The organism is Pseudomonas sp. K2I15 (assembly GCF_002204795.1).
Lineage (GTDB): Bacteria > Pseudomonadota > Gammaproteobacteria > Pseudomonadales > Pseudomonadaceae > Aquipseudomonas.
On sequence record NZ_NIXO01000031.1, the window covers coordinates 15,622 to 37,417 of the forward strand.

Genomic DNA, 21,796 nt, shown 5'->3' on the forward strand with positions numbered 1-21,796 from the left:
TTTAGGAGATCTATCCCATGCAAAGCGTTTTAGATAACTTCCGCCTCGATGGCCGCCTGGCGTTGATCACCGGTTCCAGCGCCGGCATCGGCCTGGCCATCGCCCGTGGCCTGGCCCAGGCCGGCGCGCGGGTGGTGCTCAACGGGCGCAACCGCAGCACCTTGCGTGACAGCGCCGCGTTGCTGGCAGCAGAAGGCCTGGAGGTGCACACCCAGGCGTTTGACGTCACCGATGGCGCGGCGGTGCTGGCCGCCGTGGCGGATATCGAAGCGCGCCTGGGCCCGCTGGAAATCCTCGTGAACAATGCTGGCATGCAACGCCGCGGGCCGCTGGAGGACTACAGCGAAACCCACTGGCGCGAATTGATGAGCACCAACCTGGACAGCGCCTTCCTCGTCGGCCAGGCCGTGGCCCGGGCGATGATCCCGCGCAAGCGTGGGCGCATCATCAATATCTGCTCGGTGCAAAGCGAACTGGGGCGCCCGGGCATCGCGCCGTATGCCGCCAGCAAAGGTGCGCTGAAGATGCTCACCAAAGGCATGGCCATCGATTGGGGCCCCCACGGGCTGACGATCAATGGCATCGGCCCCGGCTATTTCAAGACCGAACTGAACGCCAACCTGGTGGCCAACCCCGAGTTCAGCGACTGGCTGGTGCAACGCACGCCGAGCCGGCGCTGGGGTGACGTCGCCGAACTGGCGGGCGCTGCGGTGTTCCTTGCCAGCGACGCAGCGAGTTTCGTCAACGGTCATATCCTGTACGTGGACGGTGGCATCACCGCCTCGCTGTAACCCGGAGAATTTCATGCACGCTATTGTCTGCCATGCCTCGAAAGACCTGCGGGTAGAACCGCAAACCGAACCCCAAACGCTCGCCCCCGACCAGTTGCGGGTGCGCATTGCCCGGGGCGGAATTTGCGGCTCGGACCTGCATTACTACCAGCACGGCGGCTTCGGCACCGTGCGCCTGCGCGAGCCCATGGTGCTGGGCCATGAAGTGTCGGCGGTGATCGATGCCGTGGGCCGTGAAGACGGGCCGTTCAAGGTCGGCCAACGCTTGTCGATCTCGCCGTCGCGGCCTTGCGGGGGTTGCCGTTATTGCCATCAAGGGCTGCCGAACCACTGCCTGAACATGCGTTTTTACGGCAGCGCGATGCCCTTCCCTCATGTGCAGGGCGCGTTTCAACAGACCCTGGTGATCGAGACGCATCAGGCGCACCTGTTGGCCGATCATGTCAGCCTCGCCGAAGGTGCAATGGCCGAACCGTTGTCCGTGGGGTTGCACGCCATCCAGCGCGCCGGGGCGATCTTCGGCAAACGGGTGCTGGTGACCGGCTGCGGGCCGATCGGCAACCTGTTGATCGGCAGCCTGCGGGCGGCGGGTGCAGGAGAAATCGTTGCCGTGGACCTGGCCGCAGGCCCCTTGGCCTGCGCCGAGAAAATGGGCGCCAGCCGCACCCATAACCTGGCCGAAGACGCCGATGCACTGAAGCGCTACACCGCCGAAAAAGGCTACTTCGACGTGATGTTCGAAGTCTCCGGCAGCGCCCAGGCCCTGCGCAACGGCCTGGAATGCATGGCCCCGCGCAGCGTGCTGGTGACCGTCGGTTTGGGCGGCGAAGTTTCGCTGCCGCTGAATATGCTGGTGAGTCGGGAGATCGACCTGCGCGGCACCTTCCGCTTCCAATCGGAGTTTGCCCAGGCGGTGGATTTGCTCAACCGCCAGGTGATAGATGTGCGCCCGGTGGTCTCCCACACCGTGCCGTTCAGCGAGGCGGTTCAGGCCTTTGAACTGGCGGCGGACAAGCGCCAGGCGATGAAGGTGCTGCTGGATTTTGGCGTGCCGGACAGGCCGTAATCCTCAGGTGCGCTCCTCAAGCCGGTAACGCAAAAACCGATGCCCCGGGGAAAACAGCCGACGGTAGGTGAGCAACACGGCACCTACCGTGCCCAGCGCCGACGACGCGGCGATCAAAAACATGATCACGATCTGGTAACGCACCGCGTCCACCGGGCTTTCCCCCGCCAGCACCTGGCCGGTCATCATGCCCGGCAGGCTGACGATCCCCACCACCGTCATCTGGTTCAGGGTCGGGATCATCCCGGCCCTTACCGCCTGGCGAATCGCGTCCTGCGCCGCCTCCCACCGTGAACCGCCCAGGGCCAGGACCATCTCGATGGTGTTGCGCCCCGAGGTCAGTTCCTGGGTCATGCGCTCAATGCCCAGGGACACGCCGGTAAGCGTATTGCCCAGAATCATCCCGAGGATCGGAATCGCATACTGCGGCTCGTACCACGGGTGAATCCGGATGATCGCGAACAAGCCAATGGCCGTCACCAGCCACGAACTGCCCCACACCGACACGATGCTGTCAGCCCGCTGGCCGGCGTAGGTAAGCTTGCCACGCCCGGCTGCCGAGAGGCCGGCGATCAGGGTCATCAGGCACATCAGCGGCAACACCACGTACCAGTAGGCGAATTCAAAAACCCAGCCCAACAGGTAACCGATCGCCAGCAACTGCACCACAGTACGCACGGCGGCCCAGAACAGCTGGCGCTCCAGGCCCAGGCGCAACAGCAGTGACAGCGCGCCGTTGATCAGGATCAGCGAGGCGGCGATGGCCATGTCCAGTGCCGTGAGGTCGTGATAATTCATGGCTGCACCGCTCCCGTCAGCACGCCGGCGTCCATGTGCAGGCGGGTCTTGCTCATGCGTTGTGCCTGCTCGGGGTCGTGGGACACCCAGATATAGGCATGGTCTTTGTCCGCTTCGGCCCAGGCGTTGATCAACGCCTCGACTTCCCGCGATGACGCCGGGTCGAGGGCGGCGGTGGGTTCGTCCAGCAGCAATACATCGGGGTTGAGTTGCAGGGTGCGGATCAGTGAAACCACCTGGGATTCACCGCCGGATAAATCACCGGCGTTTTTTGACAGGAAACCCGGCTCTTTGCCCGCGTGGGCCAGCAGCGCCTTGACGGCATCCGGGTCGAAACTCAAAGGGTGCAGGGCCTTGAGGCTGTAGGGGAAACGCAAGTTGTCTTCCACCGAGCCCTCGATCAGCGCCGGGCGTTGGGCGAGGTAGCTGATACGGCTGCGGTATTGCGGGATTTGCGCGTTGGCGATGGGTTGCCCGCGCCAGAGGATTTCCCCTGAGGTGGGCGCGTCGAGTAAGGCGAGCGCCCGAAGGAATACGCTTTTGCCGGAGCCGGATGAACCGGTGATGGAGATGCGGTCGGCACGGTGCAGTTGGAAGTTTGTAGGTTGCAGCAATTGGAGCTGGCGGCGCTCGTCCATACGCGTAAGGGCGCGGGTTTCGATCAATACGCTCATGGACTTGATGATCCTTGTTTCTGGGTTATGCGCAATGGTGAGACAGGGGTTGTTCAGTGCTTGGGCTCGAGCGACACCAGCCGCGACTTGATCGACTTTTCACGCACCTCAAGCAGCGCCAGCGTCACCGGCAATTTGAAACGCCTGCGCCCTGCGCTGCCGGGATTGAGAAACAACCGCTCGCCACGCCACTCGATCAGTGGCTTGTGAGAGTGCCCAGTAATCACCAGCCTGATGCCCGGATCAAGCGCCTTCGGCACATCGGCAATGTCATGCACCAACAGCGCCCGCCAGCCATTCAGGTCAAAATCCAGCCGGTCAGCCAGATGCTCTGCCCAGCCCGCGTCGAGGTCGTTATTGCCGCGCACCACGTGCAACGGCGCAATCGAGGCCAGCAGCTCAAGGATTTCCGGGCTACCGATATCCCCGGCGTGAACAATCTGCTCGCACCCCTCCAGGGCCGCCAGGGCCTCGGCGCGGAGCAAGCCGTGGGTATCGGAAATCACACCAACTTTCATTTCGCTCTCCTGCTCAACTCGCCCGCGCCCAGCGCCTGGCGGCTTGCAATCAACAAGGCGACTGCCTATATTTCCCGCCAGGCGCCATCTACGCCTCCATCCGCGGAAAGGGCTGCGCCCAAGACCTTGACTGAATATCACATTTCTACGACTCCCAACCTTAAAGCGGACAAGGTTTGTGCAAGGAGATCGTATGTCGCAATCATTCTCGTCCACTAACGGCCGTATCAACCTTGAGCAGCAACGCAAGCGCGCCAAGGAGCTTTTGCGGCGCCTGAAAAGCGCTGACACCGCCGCTGCCCCGACCTTGTCCGATGCCCAGTGGCTGCTCGCCAAGGAACTCGGCTTCTCTAGCTGGCCCAAGCTGAAAGCCCACGTTGATGCGGTGGATTTTGCCGCCCGCCATCCCGGTTTCGAAGCAAGCGATGAGGCCCGTACCACCCACTGGCGCTGCGGCAATGACATCGCCCACAGCCTGGGTGTGGCGGGGTTCAAGGGCCGCTTTCGGATGCTGATTGATCCGTTGTGCATGGGGCCGGTCCAGGACCTGGCTGCCGAGCACTACCAGAGCCTTCGCACCCGCTATATCAGCCAGGTTTTTGCAATGGATGAGGTAGAGGTGGCTCGCCGGCATACAGACGAGTACCACCATCTTGAACAACTGGGCAGCGCCGGGCACAGCGTGTTGTGGTGTGAGGCGGATGCTTACGATCAGTTGTTCCTGATTCGTGCACTGGCAGGGCTTGAGCGTTTGCCTGAAAAGCTTGAGCTGATTGAGGTCGACCGCATCCCCGGCGTGCAACGTTTTATCGGGATTGGCCAACTGGCGCCTGAAGTGTTGGCGTGGCTGTGGCCGCAGCGTCGGCGGGTCGATGAGGAGATGCTGCAATTGGCGCGGCTGGCTTGGCTGGCGTACTGCGACAGTTCGCCGGTCAAGCTGGCGGAACTGGCACGGGAAAGCCACACGTCCCTGCCCTTCCTGGCCCAGGCGTTGCGCCGGCAGTTGCAGGAGCTGCCAGGCGTGCGGGACGGTTTGTCACTGACCGAGCGCCTGTCCCTGCACTACGTGGATGAGGCCGGGCCAGTTCCGTTTGGCAGGGTGTTTGCCGAGTTGATGGGCAAGCGTGAACCGCTGCCGTACCTGGGGGACATGATGTTTCATGCGTTGATGCGGCCGCTGATTGATGGTGACAACCCGCTGTTGACCGAGTCCGAGACTCAACTGCCATGGCCGCAACGCCTGTTGGCGTTGACTGCGCTGGGTCGTCAGGTGCTGAACGGCAAGGCTTACTGGCCGGACCACGCCACCCAGGAACGCTGGATCGGCGGCACCTGCATCCGCCCAGGCAAACCGCACTGGATGATTGACGAGCATCTTGCTCCCGCCTGGCGCAGCTAAAGGCGCGGCGCCTCTCCCTCGCCACAGGTTATTTATTCAGCCGATACGATTGCGCTCAGGTCCAAGCGCCCATCCTTGATCGGCGGGCACCAGTAGTAACCGCCGGTCAACGGCTTGCTGATGCGATACAGGCCATCGACGATGCCGTCTTCCAGACCGCTCATCCGCCGCAACTGCGCTTCAAACGCATCAAACGAATGCCCAAACGCCAGGAACATCAACCCCGCCTGACCATTCTCCGCCCATGGCATCGACCGACGCACCACAAACGCCTGCGGCGTAAAACTCTCCTGGGCCGTACGCTTGGTATGCGCCGACTCCGGCGCATCTTCCAACTCCTCGTTATCACCATGGCGCCGACCAATAATGTGATCCCGCTCCAACGCCGGCAACGCCGCAAACCCATCCAGGTCATGCTGCCATTGCTGGATCGCCGCAAAGCTCGCACCACCCTGCGCCACCGCCGCCTCAACCGCCGCATCATCATGGGGGTTCTCGGTGCCGTCCTCATAATCGGTCAGGTCGAACCCGGTCTTGTAGCGAAAACCCTCTGTCATCTGCACCAGGCCAAACCCCGGCGCCAGGGCCTTTTCAAACGCCCGGCTGCGCAACAGCAACTCACCGCGATCCACACCATGCAACCAGACCCACAGCGCCTGCTGGGTCGACGGATTATTCGCCCCCGGCCCGCTCACGTGAGGGAACGCCCGCAGCCCGTCAATCCGGGCTCCAAGGGCATTGACCAGCGGCTCACCAAAACCGACCACTGCATTGGCATCCACCAAGTGCACCAGCGCATCCAATGCGGCAGGCACAGCATCGAGGGACTCAATGGCAAAAAACAGATGGCGTGCCTGCAACGGCACCGGTGCGGCAAGAATGCCCGGCTGGTACTGACTCATGTGAACTCCTTCAAGTAAGCCGCGCAGTTTACCCGGCGAGCGCCCGGTTGTGCGCAAGGTTTTCCAGGGTTCGCGGGTCGAGGTTCAACTGCACCTTGAGTTGCGCCCAGCCTTTGGGCGTGACCAACACCGCGCGGGAGTTTTTTGAACGGCGCAGCCAGTCGGCTTCGCACAGGGCATTCAGCAGTTGTACGCCCAAGGGCCCGGCCAGGTGATGGGTGCGTTCGGTCCAGTCCAGGCACTGGCGCGCCAAGCCCTCGCGCGTAGGTTTGAGCGCAGCAAGGTCAACCCCGAGCGAGGTAAACCACTGCGCCCCTGCCGGCAGCAGTTCGTAGCGCTTGTCCTCCACCGCAAGAAGGTAGCCGCAGTTTTCCAGGGCCTGGGTGATGGCGACACCCATTTGCCCGGCCAGGTGGTTGTAGCAGCAGCGGGCAAACCGCAGTCCCTGGGCCTGGCGCTCCAGGGGTTTGGCCGGCACCGGGGTGATCACGCTGAGGTACTCGATGGCCCGTGCCACATGCGCACCGGCCAAGCGGTAATAACGATGCCGGCCCTGGGTTTCGCAGGTCAGCAAACCACCGGCCAGCAGCTTGGCCAAGTGCGTGCTGGCGGTCTGCGGTGTGACGGACGCGGCATGCGCCAGTTCACCGGCCGGCAACGCGCGGCCGTCGAACAGCGCCAGCAGGATCGCGGCGCGGGCCGGCTCGGCGATGAGGGCGGCGACATCGGAAAAGTTGGCAGCAATGGGCATGGCAGGTCTCCAGCAGGACCGCGCCAGTATAGGCGCACCGGATGACGCCATGCTTCGATCACCGTCGAAGCATCGGCGCGGGTGCGCACGCTAGATTCGCCACCTGGTGACTTCAAGGATGATCCGCAATGCCCTCTCCTCTTCTTGCACAACGCCGGGTACTGGCGGCCACCAGCCTCAGTTACGTGCTGGTGATTCTCGACACCTCCATCGTCAACGTCGCCCTGGAGCGCATCGCCGCCACGCTGCACACCGGCATCAGCGGGCTGCAATGGGTGGTCAGCGCCTACACCCTGAGTTTTGCCAGCCTGTTGCTCAGTGGCGGCGCGTTGGGCGATCGCTTCGGTGCTCGAAGGCTTTATCTGCTGGGGTTGGTGTTGTTTACCCTGGCCTCGTTGCTGTGTGGCGTGTCTGGCGACTGGATGACCCTGGTGGCGGCGCGGGTGCTGCAAGGCGTGGGGGCGGCGCTGTTGGTGCCCAACTCATTGGCGCTGATCAACCAGGCTTTTATCAACGACCCGGCCGGGCGTGCGACGGCCATCGGGGTGTGGGCGGGTTGCGGCGGTATCGCCATGGCCGCCGGGCCGCTGCTGGGCGGCGTGCTGATCGAGCTGTTTGGCTGGCGCAGTATTTTTCTCGCCAACCTGCCGTTGGGGCTGATCGCGATTGGCCTGAGTGCCCGGCTCAGCGCCAGTGAGCGCTCGCCAAGGGCACTGGACCTGCGCGGACAATTGAGCGCGGTGCTGGCGCTGGCGACGTTGATTGGCGTGTTGATCGAAGGCCCGGTACGCGGCTGGTCGTCCATGCCGATCCTGCTGGCCAGCTTGCTGAGCGTGGCGGCCTGGGGCGCCTTCATCCGGATTGAAACCCGCCAGGCACAGCCGATGCTACCGCTCAAGCTGTTCGCCAATCCCGTGTTCAGCGCTTGTGTAGCGGTGTCCCTGGTATCGGCGCTGATGCTCTACGGCCTGGTGTTTCTGCTGAGCCTGTATTTCCAGCGGGTACTGGGTTATTCACCGTTATGCACGGGCCTGGCGTTCCTGCCGCTGACCGCGCTGGTAAGCCTTGGCAGCCTGGTCGCCAGCCGCCTGGTCAGGGCCTGGGGCAGCGAACGGCTGATCGGCGTAGCGCTGCTTTTATACTTGGCAGGTTTCGGCCCGCTGTTGCTCTACGGCCCTGCCCCTTCCTACCTGTGGATCGCCCTGCCGATGCCGGTGATCGGCCTGGCCGCCGGGCTGATCACACCCGCTGCCACCAGTGCCTTGATGGGCGCCGCGGACAAGCACCGTGCCGGCATCGCCGCCGGCACCCTGAATGCCGCCCGACAGGTGGGCGCGGCGCTGGGGGTGGCGCTGTTCGGCGGGCTGCTGGCGGGCCACTTGTGGGCGTAATGCGTCTAGCCCTTGCCACACGGGGCGTTGATGGGTGAATCTCTAGTCACGTTTTGCAACCACTCCAGGGGTAGTGACATGACCACCGACAACCTGCTCGCCCAGCTATTTCCCACTGCCGCCGAGATTCCCGAGCAATTGCGGCTCGCGGCGCCCATTGAACAACGTGATTACCTTGTAGGCGGCCAGTTGCGTGTGTGGAACGGCCCCTTGGCCGAAGTGCGCAGCCCGGTGCAGTTGCGCGGCGCCGACGGTGACACGCCAGTGATCATCGGCAGCACCCCGCTGCTGGACGCCGACACCGCCTTGACCGCCCTCGACGCCGCCGTTGCCGCCTACGACCGTGGCCAGGGCGCCTGGCCGACCATGCGCGTGGTGGATCGCATCCAGCATGTAGAGGCCTTTTTGCGGCGCATGCGTGAACAGCGCGATGCGGTGGTCAAGCTGCTGATGTGGGAGATCGGCAAGAACCTCAAGGACTCGCAGAAAGAGTTCGACCGCACCTGCGACTACATCACCGACACCATCAACGCCCTCAAGGAACTCGACCGCCGCTCCAGCCGCTTCGAGCTGGAACAGGACACCCTCGGGCAAATCCGCCGCGTACCGCTGGGCGTGGCGCTGTGCATGGGCCCTTACAACTACCCACTCAACGAGACCTTCACCACGCTGATTCCGGCGCTGATCATGGGCAATACCGTGGTATTCAAGCCGGCCAAGCTCGGCGTGTTGTTGATTCGCCCGTTGCTGGAGGCATTTCGCGACAGCTTCCCCGCCGGCGTGATCAACGTGATCTACGGCAGTGGCCGCGAAACGGTCAGCGCGCTGATGGCCAGCGGCAAGATCGATATCTTTGCGTTTATCGGCACCAACAAGGCCGCCAGTGATTTGAAGAAGCTGCACCCAAAACCACACCGTCTACGTGCGGCCCTCGGCCTGGATGCGAAAAACCCGGGCATCGTGCTGCCTCAGGTCGACCTGGACAATGCGGTCAGCGAAGCCGTCACCGGCTCGCTTTCGTTCAACGGCCAGCGTTGCACCGCGTTGAAGATCCTGTTTGTGCATGAGGATGTGGTCGACAGTTTTATCGAGAAATTCAACCGCAAACTGGCCACCCTCAAGCCCGGCATGCCCTGGGAAGACGGTGTGTCGCTGACGCCGCTGCCGGAGCAAGGCAAGGTCGATTACCTGGGTGGCCTGGTGACCGACGCACTGGCCCACGGCGCCAAGGTAGTGAACGAGAATGGCGGTGCCAGCCGTGGCTCGTTTTTCTACCCGGCGGTGCTGTACCCGGTGAACCCGCAAATGCGCGTGTACCATGAGGAACAGTTCGGCCCGGTGGTGCCGATCGTGCCTTACCGCGACCTTGAGACGGTGATCGACTACGTGCTGGAATCGGACTTCGGCCAGCAGTTGAGCATTTTCGGCACCGACGCCGGTGAAGTCGGGCGGCTGGTGGACGCGTTCGCCAACCAGGTGGGCCGGATCAACATCAATGCCCAGTGCCAGCGCGGGCCGGACAGTTTCCCGTTCAACGGGCGCAAGAACTCGGCCGAAGGTACGCTGTCGGTGCATGATGCGTTGCGGGTGTTTTCGATCCGTACGCTGGTGGCGACCAAGTTCCAGGCGAGCAACAAGGAACTGGTGAGCGACATCCTGCATGACCGCACGTCGAGCTTTCTAACCACTGACTATATTTTCTAACCCCAACGCCGCTCAAAAATGTGGGAGCGGGCTGCTCGCGAACAAGGTGTTTCAGCCAATGCATCTGGCGACTGATCCACCACTTTCGCGAGCAAGCCCGCCCCCACATTTTGACCGCATGAATCCTTACTATTGAGGCCGCGTCGAGATTGATGAACCTGCACTTGCCCCTCTTCGCCCGCCGCTTGCTGCGTCCGTTGCTGGACCCATATCGGCGCTACCGTCACGCCAAATTGATCCACGCGGTACGGGTTTCCATTGGTTTACTCGCGACCATCCTGCTCACCACCGGCATCAACCTGCCCCACGGTGAGTGGGCCTCGGTGACGATGCTGATCGTGATCGGCGGTTTGCAGCACCATGGCAATATCGGCAAGAAAGCCGTCGAGCGCGCCTACGGTACGTTGATCGGCGCCAGCGTCGGTTTGCTGCTGGTGCTGCAACAGGCGTACCTGGGCCAGCCCCTGTTGACCTATTTACTGATGTCGGTGGTGTGCGGGTTCTTTTCCTATCACGCCATCGGCAAGGGCGGGTACATCGCGTTGCTGTCGGCCATCACCGTATTTATCGTCGCCGGCCATGGCGATAATCCGATATCGGACGGCCTGTGGCGCACCGTCGACATCCTGATCGGCATCGTCCTGGCGCTGGCGTTTTCCTTCGCCCTGCCGCTGTATGCGGTGTATTCCTGGCGTTACAACCTGGCCAGTGCCTTGCGCGATTGCGCGCTGATTTACAGCCGGATCATCAGCGGCCAGTCGGTGACTGACGATGAACACCTCAAACTGCTGAATCGGCTTAACACCGCCATGCTGCAACTGCGCTCGTTAATGCCGTCGGTGTCCAAGGAAGTACGGATTTCCATGACCGAACTGGACACCCTGCAGCGGCATTTGCGGATGTGCATCAGCACCCTGGAGATCCTCGGCAACACCCGGCCCGACCCACGGGACAAGGACGCCCTGGCGCGGATGCAGGTGGCGTTGAAGGCCAAGCATCGGCAGATTCGCGTGCAATTGATCGGCATGGCGCGGGCGTTGCAATCCGGGGCGACCGACCGGCTGGAACGCCCGAGCAACACGCCCACCCACGAGCAGACCTTTGAAGTGCCGGTAGTCAGCGCCCTCGATGGTTATCGGTTATTAACCCTGCAACTGGCGGCCAATATTGATGGCATGCGCCAACGCCTGGCCAAGACCGCCAGCCACTGGAAAATCTGATCAGCCCCGGTGCAGCGCCTGTACCAAGAGTTGCTGCAACGCCTGTAGCCGGGGCTCGGGACTGACAATCGCCGACGCGCCCAGCTACGACTCCTGGCCATCGCCCACCTGGCGCGGGATTCATCGGCGGTTTACCGAGCATGCGTGCATGGCGCCGATCAGTGGCGTGGTCGGCCAGCCGATGTTCTACCAGCATCAGGTGGCGCAGTACGACTCGCGGTATACCGCCGATTTTGCCGAGCGCCTGCCGGGCATGGACTTGCCGGTGCAGATTTTGTGGGGTGCTGAAGATGAGTGGCAACCGCTGGCTTATGCGCATCGCCTGCAAAAGGACATTCCCGGGGCCGTGTTGCAGGTGGTGGAAAACGCCGGGCACTTTCTGATGGAGGACGCGCCGGCACAGGTGAGTAAGTGCGTTTTTGGCTTTATTGGCAGGGTACACAAGCGTTGAGTGGGCAAAAAAGGGACAGTCTACGGTTAAATAGATCTGTCCCCGCTCCCCCCTTTCGCCGCAGCTATCTGAGTCCTACGCCCAATAGCCAGGTACCACTCAAACTTTTGAAGTTCGTTTCTGCACCGGCGTTGATATTTCTTGCATACCAGTAATTCCAAAGAGCTATATAACCGGCCAGCGTGTTGGACCAATAAAAAGCACTGCCCATCGGCCACCGGTTGCCATAAGCGGCGCTTAAGGCACGCAGTTCATCGAGGCTGGGCAAGCGCATGCCTTGATTGCGAGCCGAGTTGGAGATGGTGTTGTAATTACCGTTCCCCAAGCCATAGCACAGAACGATATTGCTGACAGAAACGGGATAGCTGCGCGTTTGCGCCGGAGAGGAGGAGTCACGCACGGTGATCGTCGCCGATCCGTTGCCCCGCACAGTGACATATCCCGTGGCGTCCACAACTGCCACGCCCGTGTTGCTTGAAGAATAGGTGTAAGGCGGTGTACCACCCGACGCCGCGCGCCGAATCGAGTTGCCAGCACTAAAGGCAGGCAAGACCTCCGGATTTCCTGGAATCAGATAAGTACGCGCACCGAGGAAAACTGTGCTCGAGTCAAACACCAGCGGACTGACCAGGCTGATGGTGTATTCGGTAGTAGGAAACACCAACGCATCAAACTCATCCTCACTGCCATTAAACGTCACACTCAAGTGCACCGTAATGCGCGCATTGTTGGGCAAGCTCAGCAACCAGTCGCGGCTGACCTGGATGTTCGCCAAACCGTTGGCTGCCTGCTGCGCGGTGAGCGGTTCGTTCGTGCGCAACACCAGCGGTGCAATACCGGCGATGTTGGTGGTGAGCCTCAGCCAAAACCGCTGCCCTGGCAGACTCAGGCGTCATTTTGGGCAGGTAGCGATAGCATTGCCGGTCAGGTCGGGAGGATTGAGGCTGCCGCCATTGGCCACGTTATTGATCAATACCCGCGGCAGATTGGCTGGCAGGATGGTGCCCACCTTCACCGTCTGCTCCTCGGAAATGCGGGTGCTGCCGTCCCTGCCCAGCACCACCGAATACTGCAGGTGAATCGTGCTATTGACACTGGCGGCAAGGACGTCGTTGTTGATATTGAACGTCACCGTGCCACCGGCGAGCCCGTCCTGGGTCGAGATCGGCGCGATGGTCCCGTCCGCGTGAATCCAGTGCAAGGTGATCTTGTCGGTGCCGCCCTGGTTCATGTTCGGGTAACTCACCAGCACCTGGCATTTGTTCTCGACCACCAAGGGGTCGATGGAAACCACCTGCTCATCGGCAGGAACGGAATCCTTGATTTGCGGGAAGGGGAACGTAGCGCCCACCAGCTCGATCATGTGGTGCCTGACCTCGAACAACACGCCATCGTTGAGGTAGTCGCCACTGTGGTTGAATGTGACCCAGAAGCTAATCGTCAACGTCGACCACTCCTCCAGGTTACGCAACGCCAGCACCGGCGTTTCGCTGACGATACCGTTCAACACCTCACTGGCGCTCACCGGCCGCGCCCGGTAGACATCGTTGTCATAAGTCACGCCCGTATTGCGGGTGCCTAAATAATTTAGCGTCATACGCTGCCCAACCTCGGCATACGGCCACGCTGCTACACGGGTTTCGTCGAAGTCCTGAAGCAGGGGCACCTCCAGCACCGCCGCATCGCCAATACTGTCGATCAACGGGCCCGGCAGATGATGCAAGGTCTGCAGATGCAGTATCAGCACGGGCGAATCGGTGGGGAAGCCGTTACGAATGACAACGAAGGACACCGCAATATCCCGCCCACGGGGGTGGATGTTGTAGCCGATCACATTGGTAGGGATCGTGAAGTCGATGTAGTCCCCGCTCTGGTTATCCTTGACCTCGTAGTAGGAGCCTGCGCCGGGCAGCCCCTCCCATTTGACCTCGACTTGGTCGCGGGCCTTGATCTGGTCATAGCGCACCCGCACCGTCGCGCCGCCTGGCCAGACCAGCGCCGGATCAAGCTCATCGGGTTCGGTGGTGGCCAGCAGCACCTCGGGCAGGAACAGCTCGCCCAAGGCGGTCCCGACGGTCACCACCAGTTCTTCGGAATACTGATAAACGCCGAAACGATCAATCAGGTAACTGACCGTGATGGTGCCGTCGAGATTGTCGAGGAACAGCTGACTCAGAACATCTACATACAGCGGGTTGGCATCCAGGAACAACCTATATTCTTCCTGCACAACACCACTGAGCGAGCCGGTGTAGCGGATGATAACGATATTGCCTTGTCTGAAATTCGCCCGCAACTCAAGGGTACCGACACTGCCGAGGGTTGAGGGGTCGACGTTGCCATCAACCGCTTCCCAGATAACCGGCGCTGGCAGGTCCCTGGGCGGACGGCCGACCTGTACCCACCGGCGCTCCGACTCACGGACACCAATCACTCCGGGACTGATCTGCCCGGTGACGATGTAGTGCACATTAGCGTCTCGCAAACCTTCCAGGCGCATGTAGTCGCCGGTCGGGAAATCACGGGTGCGTGGCGGGTTGCCGGCAAGCCGCGAGGAGGAAACCCGCTCCGAGGTGTTGTCTACGTGGAAGCCCTGGAGCACAACCTCCAGGTTATCCCCCGAGGTACCTGGCGGCTGGTAGTCGGGCATTTCCACGGTAATGCGTGGCAGGTCCGGCTCGATGAAGGGACCGTGGGCTTCCCTGACACTCGGCCTGGGCAGGTCGTAACGAATACCGACAACGGCGACCGTGGCCCTTCTGGACGGCGCGTCATCGAGCCCTGCCCTTTGTCTCACGTAAAAGACCGTCATCTGGCTCAACAGAAGAGACCTGACCAGCTCGTTGCGGATGTCAAATTCGAGAAATTCAGGAACTCGGGTTACGGTCAGCGACAGCGACTCACTGACGAACACACCATCAGGCGTCGTGCCCTCAACCGTCAGCAAAACGGTATCACCCACCAGAAAGGGACCGCCGCGCAGAATCGCCACCTCGGCATGTGCCGGTTCGCTGCCCAAGCCATCAGCATCCAGTACCATCAAGCTCTGGTCTGCCTCAATGATGTAAGGCTCATCAAGCAGCGTCACGCTCAGGTTCACCTCTACCGATACTGGCTTGGACCAGGGCTGTTTTGGACCCGAGTTATTGCCTACCTCGTCATAGAGAAAGAACTCCACAGGATAGTGGCCGCTGCCCGCCGTCTGGATAAACGCCTCGTCAATCTCGAACGTCAGGTCCAGGCCCATCTGCTCGGGGGTAATCAGCGGGATGTCAAAACGCTCAGGGCCCCAATAGAAAATCACCAAGTCGTTCACACGCATGTGTTCCCAGGCCTTGATGGTTGCCGTAACGCTTTGTCCGGCGCCGATAATCGTGTCCGAAAGGGTCAGTTGCAGCTCGGAGTGCCATTTTTCGGCGGGGCGGTTGTCCTCTCCGCCAGGGTGAGTTTCTTTGACCAGTACAATTTGGGGGGGCGAAGTGCTGGGAGTCCCTGGGCCGACCCTTACGACCTCACCGTATACATCTGAAATAAAGGCAAAACCTATGGCGGGGTCCACGTGCAAACTGGCGTAGGGGAAATCGAAGAAAAATCGCTGCTCTGTCTCCTCACCAAGCTGGATGACCTTCTTGGGTGGCGTTACGCCTTCCATCGATACCCCATACTCGTCTCCCACCCGCAGGCCGGTCCAACGCTCAAAACCAAAGGTGATATATTTTTCAGCGGAAAGTCCCCTGACAGGGAAATGGTGAACACCCAATCCGTATGCCGCGCCTTCTACCGGTGTGGCCTGTCGCGGACTGGTGTAGGGCGGATCCAAATCCTCAATGATCATCACACCTGGGCGCGTAGGTGAAGGCTTCGGTGTGGCGGGTTGCTTTGTGATTGGAGTGGGTCTTGACGCGGCAGGCTTGGTCGACATGGTTGTTCTCCAGATTAAACAGCGTGCAGACAGAACACGCGACTGAAGAAATCAAACACCCGGCCCTTTCGAGCGTCTACCTGTCAGAATTGACAGTAGCGACGAATGGCAGCACTCGATGGCCCATTCCGGGGAAAACGCAGCCAACACAAACCCTGCATATTCACACTTTTCCTTACATATTTTTCACGATTTGTTCACATCCCGAACCGTAGTGTGAAGCCTCATCCGTTACAAATGCTGCACATCAAGCCCGCCGCCCCAGCGGGCTTTTTTTTGCCCGGGATTTGCGTGTTCACAAGGAAGGATGAGTACGTGAGATTGAAGCAAGCCGGCTCATTGCGAGCCGGCCTAGATGTCTCAGCGAGTGGTCTTGCCGGCAGGTGCGGCCGCTTGCTCACGAATTGCGCGCTGGGTGTCAAGCACCCGCGCCAAGGCCGTTTCGGCCTCAGGACTTTGCTGTGGCACACGAATCGCCGCCGACACCAGGGTGATCAACTTGGCCATCACCTCGGCATCGGTGGCCGGGCGGCCCAGGCTCATGGAGTTCATCAGCAAGCGCAACTCGGTGCCGGCCATCACGCCGGAAATCGCCTTGAGGGCAAACTGCAAACGCACACCCAGTTCATTACGCGGCAGGTCCGGCAATGCCAGGGCGAACGCTTCAAAGAAGCGCTGGAACACCGGCTGGTAATGCACCTTGAGGTATTCCTGGATAAACGGCGAAGTGTCGCTGTAGACCCGGCCCAGGAAACGGATGAACGAACGCCCTTCCCCGCTCGCCGGATCGCTGCGCTCAAGCCCCATGGCCGGCGCAAACAGCACGCCGAGCAGGGTGTCGCAGTCCAGCGGGCCGTCGGATTCGGCTTCGCACCTGGCCAGCAACTCCAGGCGCTGCTCGTTGAGCGGCTCCAGGCGCTGCATCAGCAAGGTTTTCATCAGGGAGTCTTTATCCCCGAAGTGGTAATTCACCGCAGCGAGATTGACCTGAGCCCTCTCGGTTATCTGCCGCAACAAAACGGCGTCATAGCCGTATTTGATGAAAAGAGCCTCTGTCGCATCCAGCAATCGGGTCTTGGTAACGTTTGGAGCGCTGAGTTTCTTCGCGACCATAAGGGTTGGGGTTCCACTGCGGAAATATTGTTTTAAAAAATAATTTGATTTTTTATACCGGGGCCGCTGCCCGAAAGCAAGTAGTGACACTGCGCCATACAAACCGGAGCCAGCACTGACGGGCACATTGAGGGTAGTCGAAGGTGTTTTTGGCTGCCCGAAATGCCCCCTTGAAGAATCGTTTCAAAGGGTAAAACCGCTCTATATCCATGGCTGGCGGAACGGCTGGATCGCGGTTAGTATTCAAACAATATTTTAAAAACAAGAAATAAAACCAGTCCGTGACGCTTACCAGGCAGCCCTGAACTTGTTACAAGGATTTTCAAGGGAAGCATGGCGCTGTCGAGGCTGCAGGCGTAGTCATGATGACAGAGACCCCCGCGCACCCAGGCTTTATCTCCCTGCAAGGCATCGGCAAAAGCTATCAGCTGGCCGGTCAACACCTGTCTATTCTCAATGACGTATGCCTGGCCATCGAAACCGGTGACAGCTGCGGCATCCTCGGCGCCTCCGGCTCCGGCAAAAGTACCCTGCTCAATATTCTCGGCCTGCTCGACCTGCCCGACTGCGGCCAATACCGCTTTGCCGGCCATGACATCTTCAGCGCCAGCCCCGATCAACTGGCGGCGATCCGCAATCAGCAGATCGGTTTCGTCTTTCAGAGCTTCAACCTGCTGCCGCGCCTCAGCGCCCTGGACAACGTCGCCCTGCCCCTGAGCTATCGCGGCGTGTCACGGCATGACTCGGTGGAACAGGCCCTGCGCATGCTCGATCAGGTAGGCCTGGCCGACCGCGCCCACCATCGCCCGGCCGACCTTTCCGGTGGCCAGCGCCAACGGGTCGCCATCGCGCGGGCATTGGTCGGCAACCCCTCGGTGATCCTCGCCGACGAACCCACCGGCAACCTCGACAGCACTACCGCCCAGGAGATCATGGACCTGCTGCTGGCGCTCAATCGCGAGCAGCAGGTGACGCTGATTATCGTCACCCATGACCCGCACATTGCCGAGCGCCTGAATCGCAAGATCCTGGTGCGCAATGGCGTTGTGCAAGAGGCCGGGCGCCTATGAGCCTGCGGGTCGAACAAAGCCTGAGCCAATTGCTGCACGAGGCGTTTGTCAGCCTGCGCACCCTGGGCAAGCGCTCGATCCTGGCCCTGTTGGGTATCGTCATTGGCAGTTCCTCAGTGGTGGCGCTGATCAATATCGGGCACAACGCCGCCGAAGACGCGGCGATGATTTTCAAGGACATGGGCACCGACACCCTGGTGGCGCAATTTCCGCCCAAAGGCGCCAGCACCGCGCAGATGCCCGCCAGCCTGGACCTGGAAGCGGTGCGCCGCAGCGTGCCCGGCATCGCCCATATCGGCGCGGTTTCGCTGTTCAGCGGGCCGGTGGTGTTCCATGGCCGCAGCGCCAACGCAAATTTCGTCGGCAGTACGCCAGACCTGAAGGACGCGATGCGCCTGTCGGTGCGCGAGGGGCGCTTCCTGTCGAGTTTCGATGCGGGGGAAACCTACGCGGTGGTCGGTGACCAGATCGTCCAGGCGTTGAGCGCGCCCGGCGACCCGCTGCAACTGGGCGACCGGGTGCGCATCAACGATTACCTGTTCCTGGTGGTCGGCATTCTGCACAGCCAGCCCCGGGCAATGCTGATCCCGGTGCAGGCCAACGAATCGCTGTTCGTGCCCGCCCCAGGCATGCGCCGGATCTACGCCAGCCCGCAGGTCGGCAACGTGATTATCCGCGCCACCCCAGGCCTGGACATGGAGCGCCTCGCCCAGGACGTGGCCGTAGCGCTGCGCAGTCAACTCACCGACCACGATGTCGACATCCAGGTGCCCCAGCAAATGATCGATGGCATGACCCGGCAAAGCCGTACCTTCGCTTACCTGCTGCTGGCCCTGGGCGCGATTTCCCTGGTGGGCGGCGGCGTCGGGGTGATGAACGTGATGTTGATGAACGTCTCGGAGCGGCGCCGGGAAATCGGGATTCGCATGGCCCTCGGTGCACGCCAGCGGGACATTCGCAACCTGTTCCTGCTGGAGGCTGTGACCCTGACCGCCGTCGGTGCGCTGTGCGGCGCGGTGCTGGGCATGACCGCCGCCTATCTATATGCCTGGCTGTCCGGCTGGCAGTTTTCCCTGGCGGTGGCGGCGCTGCCACTCGGGGTGGGCAGCACATTGCTGGTCGGGCTGTTTTTCGGGATCTATCCGGCAGTCTCGGCCTCGCGGCTGCAGCCGGTGGAGGCCCTGCGCGATGAATAAACAGCTGCTGTTGCTGATCGCCCTGGTCAGCCTGCAAAGCGTGGCCGCCGATGTGGTGATCCGCCCCTCGGCGCCCAGCACCACCCGCAGTGGCTATGAACGCAGCGTGTCGCTGAATGCCCAGTCCACTACGCTGACCCTGGGCGACGCGGTGTACCTGGGCCTGCGCAACAACCCAGCGATTCGCAGCGCGTACCTGCAACGGGTGGCGCAGAAATTCGACCTGCGGGTGGCCGAAGACACCTTCAACCCCAAGCTGACCCTGAACAGCTACTACCGCGCCACCAAAGGCACCGACGACAGCGCCCGCAACGCCAACCTGGCCCCCAATGCCACCTTGCTCGGTGAGTACGGCACGCGGCTGAGCATGAACTGGACCCAGCAACTGAACAACGCCGATCGCGCCGGGCGCTACCGCAGCGACGGCCTCGACCTGTCGGTGATCCAGCCCCTGATGCGCGGCGCCGGGTGGGACGCCACCACCGCGCCGCTGCGCCTGTCACGCCTGTCGGAGCAAGCCAACCGCCTGAACCTCAAGGCCAACGTGGCGCAGACCATCAGCAACATCATCGCCACCTACCGCGAATTACTGCGAGCCCAGGAACAGTTGAGCATCGTCCAGGATGCCCTCAAGCGCTCCGGCACACTGCTGGAGGTGAACAAGGCGCTGATCAGTGCCGGGCGCATGGCCGAGTTCGAGATTGTGCAGACCGAAGCCGATATCGCCACCCAGCAACTGGGGGTGGAAGAAGCCCAGAACCAACTGGACACCAGCCGCCTGGCCCTGCTGCGCCTGCTGGCCCTCGACCTGTCGACGCCGATCCGCGCCACCGAGGCCCTTGAAGCCAAGCGCATGGACATCGACAAACGCCAGGCCTTCGTCCTGGCGCAGAACCAGCAACCGGAATACCTCGCCACCCTGCTCGGTAGCCAGCAGGCCGACCTCAACCTGGTGATCGCCAAGGACTCCGGACGCTGGCAAGTGGACCTGGTGGCCGGCGCCAACCAGATACGGGCCGCCACCAATAACGATGACGGCTATGCCAATAACCGGCGCTGGGACAGCTACGCCGGCGTGCAAGTGCAGATCCCCATCGGCGACATCAGCACCCGCCAGGCCGAGGTGCACGCGCGGGTCGACGTGGAGAACCAGGAGATCATCATCGCCGACGCCCGCCAGCAACTGGAGCGCGACGTCAACGACGTGGTGCGCGACCTTGGCACCCGTTGGCGCCAGTATGAAATTTCCCAGCGGGCGGTCGAACTGTCCAAGCGCAAAATTGAAATCGAACGGGAAAAACTCAGCGCCGGGCGCTCCACCAACTTCCAGGTCCTGAGTTTCGAAACCGACCTGCGCAACGCCGAGAACTCACGGCTCAATGCGCTGATTGCCTATTTGAACGCCCAGACTCAGTTCGACTTGACCCTGGGCATGACGCTGGAAAGTTGGGAAATCGCCCTCAATGACTACTAATAAAAAACGCCTGTTGGGCGCCGTGTTAATTGTGCTGGTGGCCGGTGTCGGCATCACGCTGCTCAGCCGTCAAAGCCCGGCCGCCAACCAACCCGGCAACGCCGAGCAATGGCTGGCGGTGAAGGTCGACCCGCTGGTGCACCAGATCGGTCTGGTGGGCAAGATCGAGCCCGACACCACCATCACCCTGACCGCGCCGTTCGATGGCAACGTGCAAGCCAACCTGGTGGAACAGGGCCAGCGGGTGGAAGCCGGCCAGGTACTGTTGCGCATGGACCCGGCCACCCTCGAAGTGCAACTGCGCGACGCCCTCTCGGCGCAGCTCAAGGCCCGGCGCACGGTGCAGGAAATGCAGGATTGGGACAGCGGCCAGCAAGTCGGCCGCGCCCGCCGCAGCCTGCGCACCGCCGAAATGACCGCCAGCAACACCCAGCGCAAACTCACCGAAAGCGAAAACCTGTTCAAGCGCGGCATCATCCCGCGCAACGAACTCGACGACCTCAAGCAACAGGCCACGCAGCAACAGCTGGACCTGGTGGCCGCCCGTGGCGAACTGCAACAGGCGATCGAACAAGGCAAGGGCGAATACCGGCAGATCGCCGATATGGAGCTGACCAACGCCACGGTGAAGTACGACGCCCTGCACACCTTGCTCGACGGCAAGGAGGTCAAGGCACCGTTCTCCGGCATTGTGGTACCGGCGCCGGGCAGTAACTCGTCGGCCCAGGGCGGCGGGAACAACAACGCGCCGGTGCAGGCCGGGAGCAAGGTCAGCCAGGGCCAGGTGCTGTTTGGGCTGGCGAATATCGAGAAGCTGAAAATCGTCGCCAAGGTATCCGAGCTGGACATCAACCAGCTGCACCAAGGCCAGGCGGTGGAGGTGATGGGCGATGGGTTTGACGGTGAGCGGCTGACGGGGTCGGTCAGCGTGGTGAGCGGTTTGGCGATTGCCGGCGATACCCAGGGCAGCGCGCAGTTTCCGGTGACGTTGTCGATTCCCAAGCTGACGCCGCAACAGCTGCAACGGGTACGGTTGGGGATGAGTGCGCGGTTGACCATTGTCACCTACAACAATGACCAGGCGATTGTCGTGCCGGCCCAGGCGATCAGCCGCGGGGATGGGGTGATGACGGTGGAGTATCGGGCGGCGATGGATAAACCGGTGGAGCGGGTGACGGTGACGACCGGGCAGTCGACGGCGCAGGGGGTTGAGGTGTTTGGGTTGAAGCCGGGGTTTGTGAAGGTCGGTTCCTGACGCCGATTAAAAGGCCAATAAAGATCAAAAATGTGGGAGCGGGCTTGCTCGCGAATGCGGTGGATCAGTCAACTGATCCGGTGACTGACACTCCGTATTCG

At 61.8% G+C, this 21,796-nt stretch carries 19 protein-coding genes; 11 read left to right on the forward strand and 8 right to left on the reverse strand.

Going from position 1 to position 21,796, the window contains the following annotated elements:
• Positions 1-17: 17 nt before the first annotated feature.
• Positions 18-791 (forward strand): glucose 1-dehydrogenase, encoded by a 774-nt coding sequence (locus tag CEC48_RS18690; RefSeq protein WP_088425083.1) that lies wholly within the window; start codon positions 18-20, stop codon positions 789-791.
• Between the two features lie 13 nt (positions 792-804).
• Complete coding sequence (locus CEC48_RS18695; protein WP_088425084.1) at positions 805-1,857, forward strand: L-idonate 5-dehydrogenase; 1,053 nt, start codon at positions 805-807, stop codon at positions 1,855-1,857.
• 3 nt (positions 1,858-1,860) lie between these two features.
• Here the strand turns inward: CEC48_RS18695 and fetB are convergent, their stop codons facing one another.
• From fetB to CEC48_RS18710, 3 genes are read right to left on the reverse strand one after another with little or no spacing between them, the layout of a single operon-like run.
• Positions 1,861-2,655 carry an iron export ABC transporter permease subunit FetB gene (fetB, locus tag CEC48_RS18700; RefSeq protein WP_088425085.1) on the reverse strand — a complete coding sequence of 265 codons (795 nt, stop codon included), beginning with the start codon at positions 2,653-2,655 and terminating at the stop codon, positions 1,861-1,863.
• Positions 2,652-3,329, reverse strand: coding sequence for an ATP-binding cassette domain-containing protein (locus CEC48_RS18705; RefSeq protein ID WP_088425086.1), 678 nt, complete (start codon positions 3,327-3,329; stop codon positions 2,652-2,654). Before CEC48_RS18705 ends, fetB begins: the two co-directional genes overlap by 4 nt.
• A 53-nt stretch (positions 3,330-3,382) precedes the next feature.
• Complete coding sequence (locus tag CEC48_RS18710; RefSeq protein ID WP_088425087.1) at positions 3,383-3,847, reverse strand: metallophosphoesterase family protein; 465 nt, start codon at positions 3,845-3,847, stop codon at positions 3,383-3,385.
• Between the two features lie 193 nt (positions 3,848-4,040).
• Here CEC48_RS18710 and CEC48_RS18715 point away from each other — a divergent pair, with 193 nt between their 5' ends.
• Complete coding sequence (locus CEC48_RS18715; protein WP_088425088.1) at positions 4,041-5,246, forward strand: DUF1835 domain-containing protein; 1,206 nt, start codon at positions 4,041-4,043, stop codon at positions 5,244-5,246.
• Positions 5,247-5,278: 32 nt separating this feature from the next.
• Here CEC48_RS18715 and CEC48_RS18720 read toward each other — a convergent pair whose 3' ends face one another.
• On the reverse strand, positions 5,279-6,148 hold the full coding sequence (locus CEC48_RS18720) for a Dyp-type peroxidase (protein WP_088425089.1): 870 nt from the start codon (positions 6,146-6,148) through the stop codon (positions 5,279-5,281).
• 28 nt (positions 6,149-6,176) lie between these two features.
• A complete protein-coding gene (locus CEC48_RS18725; protein WP_088425090.1) occupies positions 6,177-6,899 on the reverse strand; it encodes a helix-turn-helix transcriptional regulator in 723 nt (240 codons plus the stop codon).
• Positions 6,900-7,027: 128 nt separating this feature from the next.
• On the opposite strand from CEC48_RS18725, the gene CEC48_RS18730 reads away from it, so the two are divergent.
• From CEC48_RS18730 to CEC48_RS18745, 4 genes are all read left to right on the forward strand, one after another.
• On the forward strand, positions 7,028-8,290 hold the full coding sequence (locus tag CEC48_RS18730; protein ID WP_088425091.1) for an MFS transporter: 1,263 nt from the start codon (positions 7,028-7,030) through the stop codon (positions 8,288-8,290).
• 78 nt (positions 8,291-8,368) lie between these two features.
• The gene (locus tag CEC48_RS18735) at positions 8,369-9,994 is read left to right on the forward strand and encodes an NADP-dependent glyceraldehyde-3-phosphate dehydrogenase (protein WP_088425092.1); all 1,626 of its coding nucleotides are present in this window, start codon (positions 8,369-8,371) and stop codon (positions 9,992-9,994) included.
• 158 nt (positions 9,995-10,152) lie between these two features.
• Complete coding sequence (locus CEC48_RS18740; RefSeq protein ID WP_088425127.1) at positions 10,153-11,214, forward strand: FUSC family protein; 1,062 nt, start codon at positions 10,153-10,155, stop codon at positions 11,212-11,214.
• Entirely contained in the window at positions 11,165-11,665 is a 501-nt protein-coding gene (locus tag CEC48_RS18745) for an alpha/beta fold hydrolase (protein WP_256579736.1), read from the forward strand. The genes CEC48_RS18740 and CEC48_RS18745 overlap by 50 nt, the downstream gene beginning before the upstream one ends.
• A 64-nt stretch (positions 11,666-11,729) precedes the next feature.
• Here the strand turns inward: CEC48_RS18745 and CEC48_RS31885 are convergent, their stop codons facing one another.
• From CEC48_RS31885 to CEC48_RS18755, 3 genes are all read right to left on the reverse strand, one after another.
• On the reverse strand, positions 11,730-12,488 hold the full coding sequence (locus CEC48_RS31885; RefSeq protein WP_256579737.1) for an Ig-like domain-containing protein: 759 nt from the start codon (positions 12,486-12,488) through the stop codon (positions 11,730-11,732).
• A gap of 69 nt (positions 12,489-12,557) precedes the next feature.
• A complete protein-coding gene (locus CEC48_RS18750; RefSeq protein ID WP_256579738.1) occupies positions 12,558-15,500 on the reverse strand; it encodes a hypothetical protein in 2,943 nt (980 codons plus the stop codon).
• 447 nt (positions 15,501-15,947) lie between these two features.
• Positions 15,948-16,700 carry a TetR/AcrR family transcriptional regulator gene (locus CEC48_RS18755; protein WP_088425093.1) on the reverse strand — a complete coding sequence of 251 codons (753 nt, stop codon included), beginning with the start codon at positions 16,698-16,700 and terminating at the stop codon, positions 15,948-15,950.
• Positions 16,701-17,062: 362 nt separating this feature from the next.
• Between CEC48_RS18755 and CEC48_RS18760 the strand changes: the two genes are divergently transcribed.
• From CEC48_RS18760 to CEC48_RS18775, 4 genes are read left to right on the forward strand one after another with little or no spacing between them, the layout of a single operon-like run.
• The gene (locus CEC48_RS18760; protein ID WP_088425094.1) at positions 17,063-17,770 is read left to right on the forward strand and encodes an ABC transporter ATP-binding protein; all 708 of its coding nucleotides are present in this window, start codon (positions 17,063-17,065) and stop codon (positions 17,768-17,770) included.
• Positions 17,767-18,966, forward strand: coding sequence for an ABC transporter permease (locus CEC48_RS18765; RefSeq protein WP_088425095.1), 1,200 nt, complete (start codon positions 17,767-17,769; stop codon positions 18,964-18,966). The genes CEC48_RS18760 and CEC48_RS18765 overlap by 4 nt, the downstream gene beginning before the upstream one ends.
• Positions 18,959-20,440 carry a TolC family protein gene (locus CEC48_RS18770; RefSeq protein WP_088425096.1) on the forward strand — a complete coding sequence of 494 codons (1,482 nt, stop codon included), beginning with the start codon at positions 18,959-18,961 and terminating at the stop codon, positions 20,438-20,440. The genes CEC48_RS18765 and CEC48_RS18770 overlap by 8 nt, the downstream gene beginning before the upstream one ends.
• Entirely contained in the window at positions 20,430-21,695 is a 1,266-nt protein-coding gene (locus CEC48_RS18775) for an efflux RND transporter periplasmic adaptor subunit (RefSeq protein WP_088425097.1), read from the forward strand. The genes CEC48_RS18770 and CEC48_RS18775 overlap by 11 nt, the downstream gene beginning before the upstream one ends.
• Positions 21,696-21,796 lie beyond the last annotated feature (101 nt).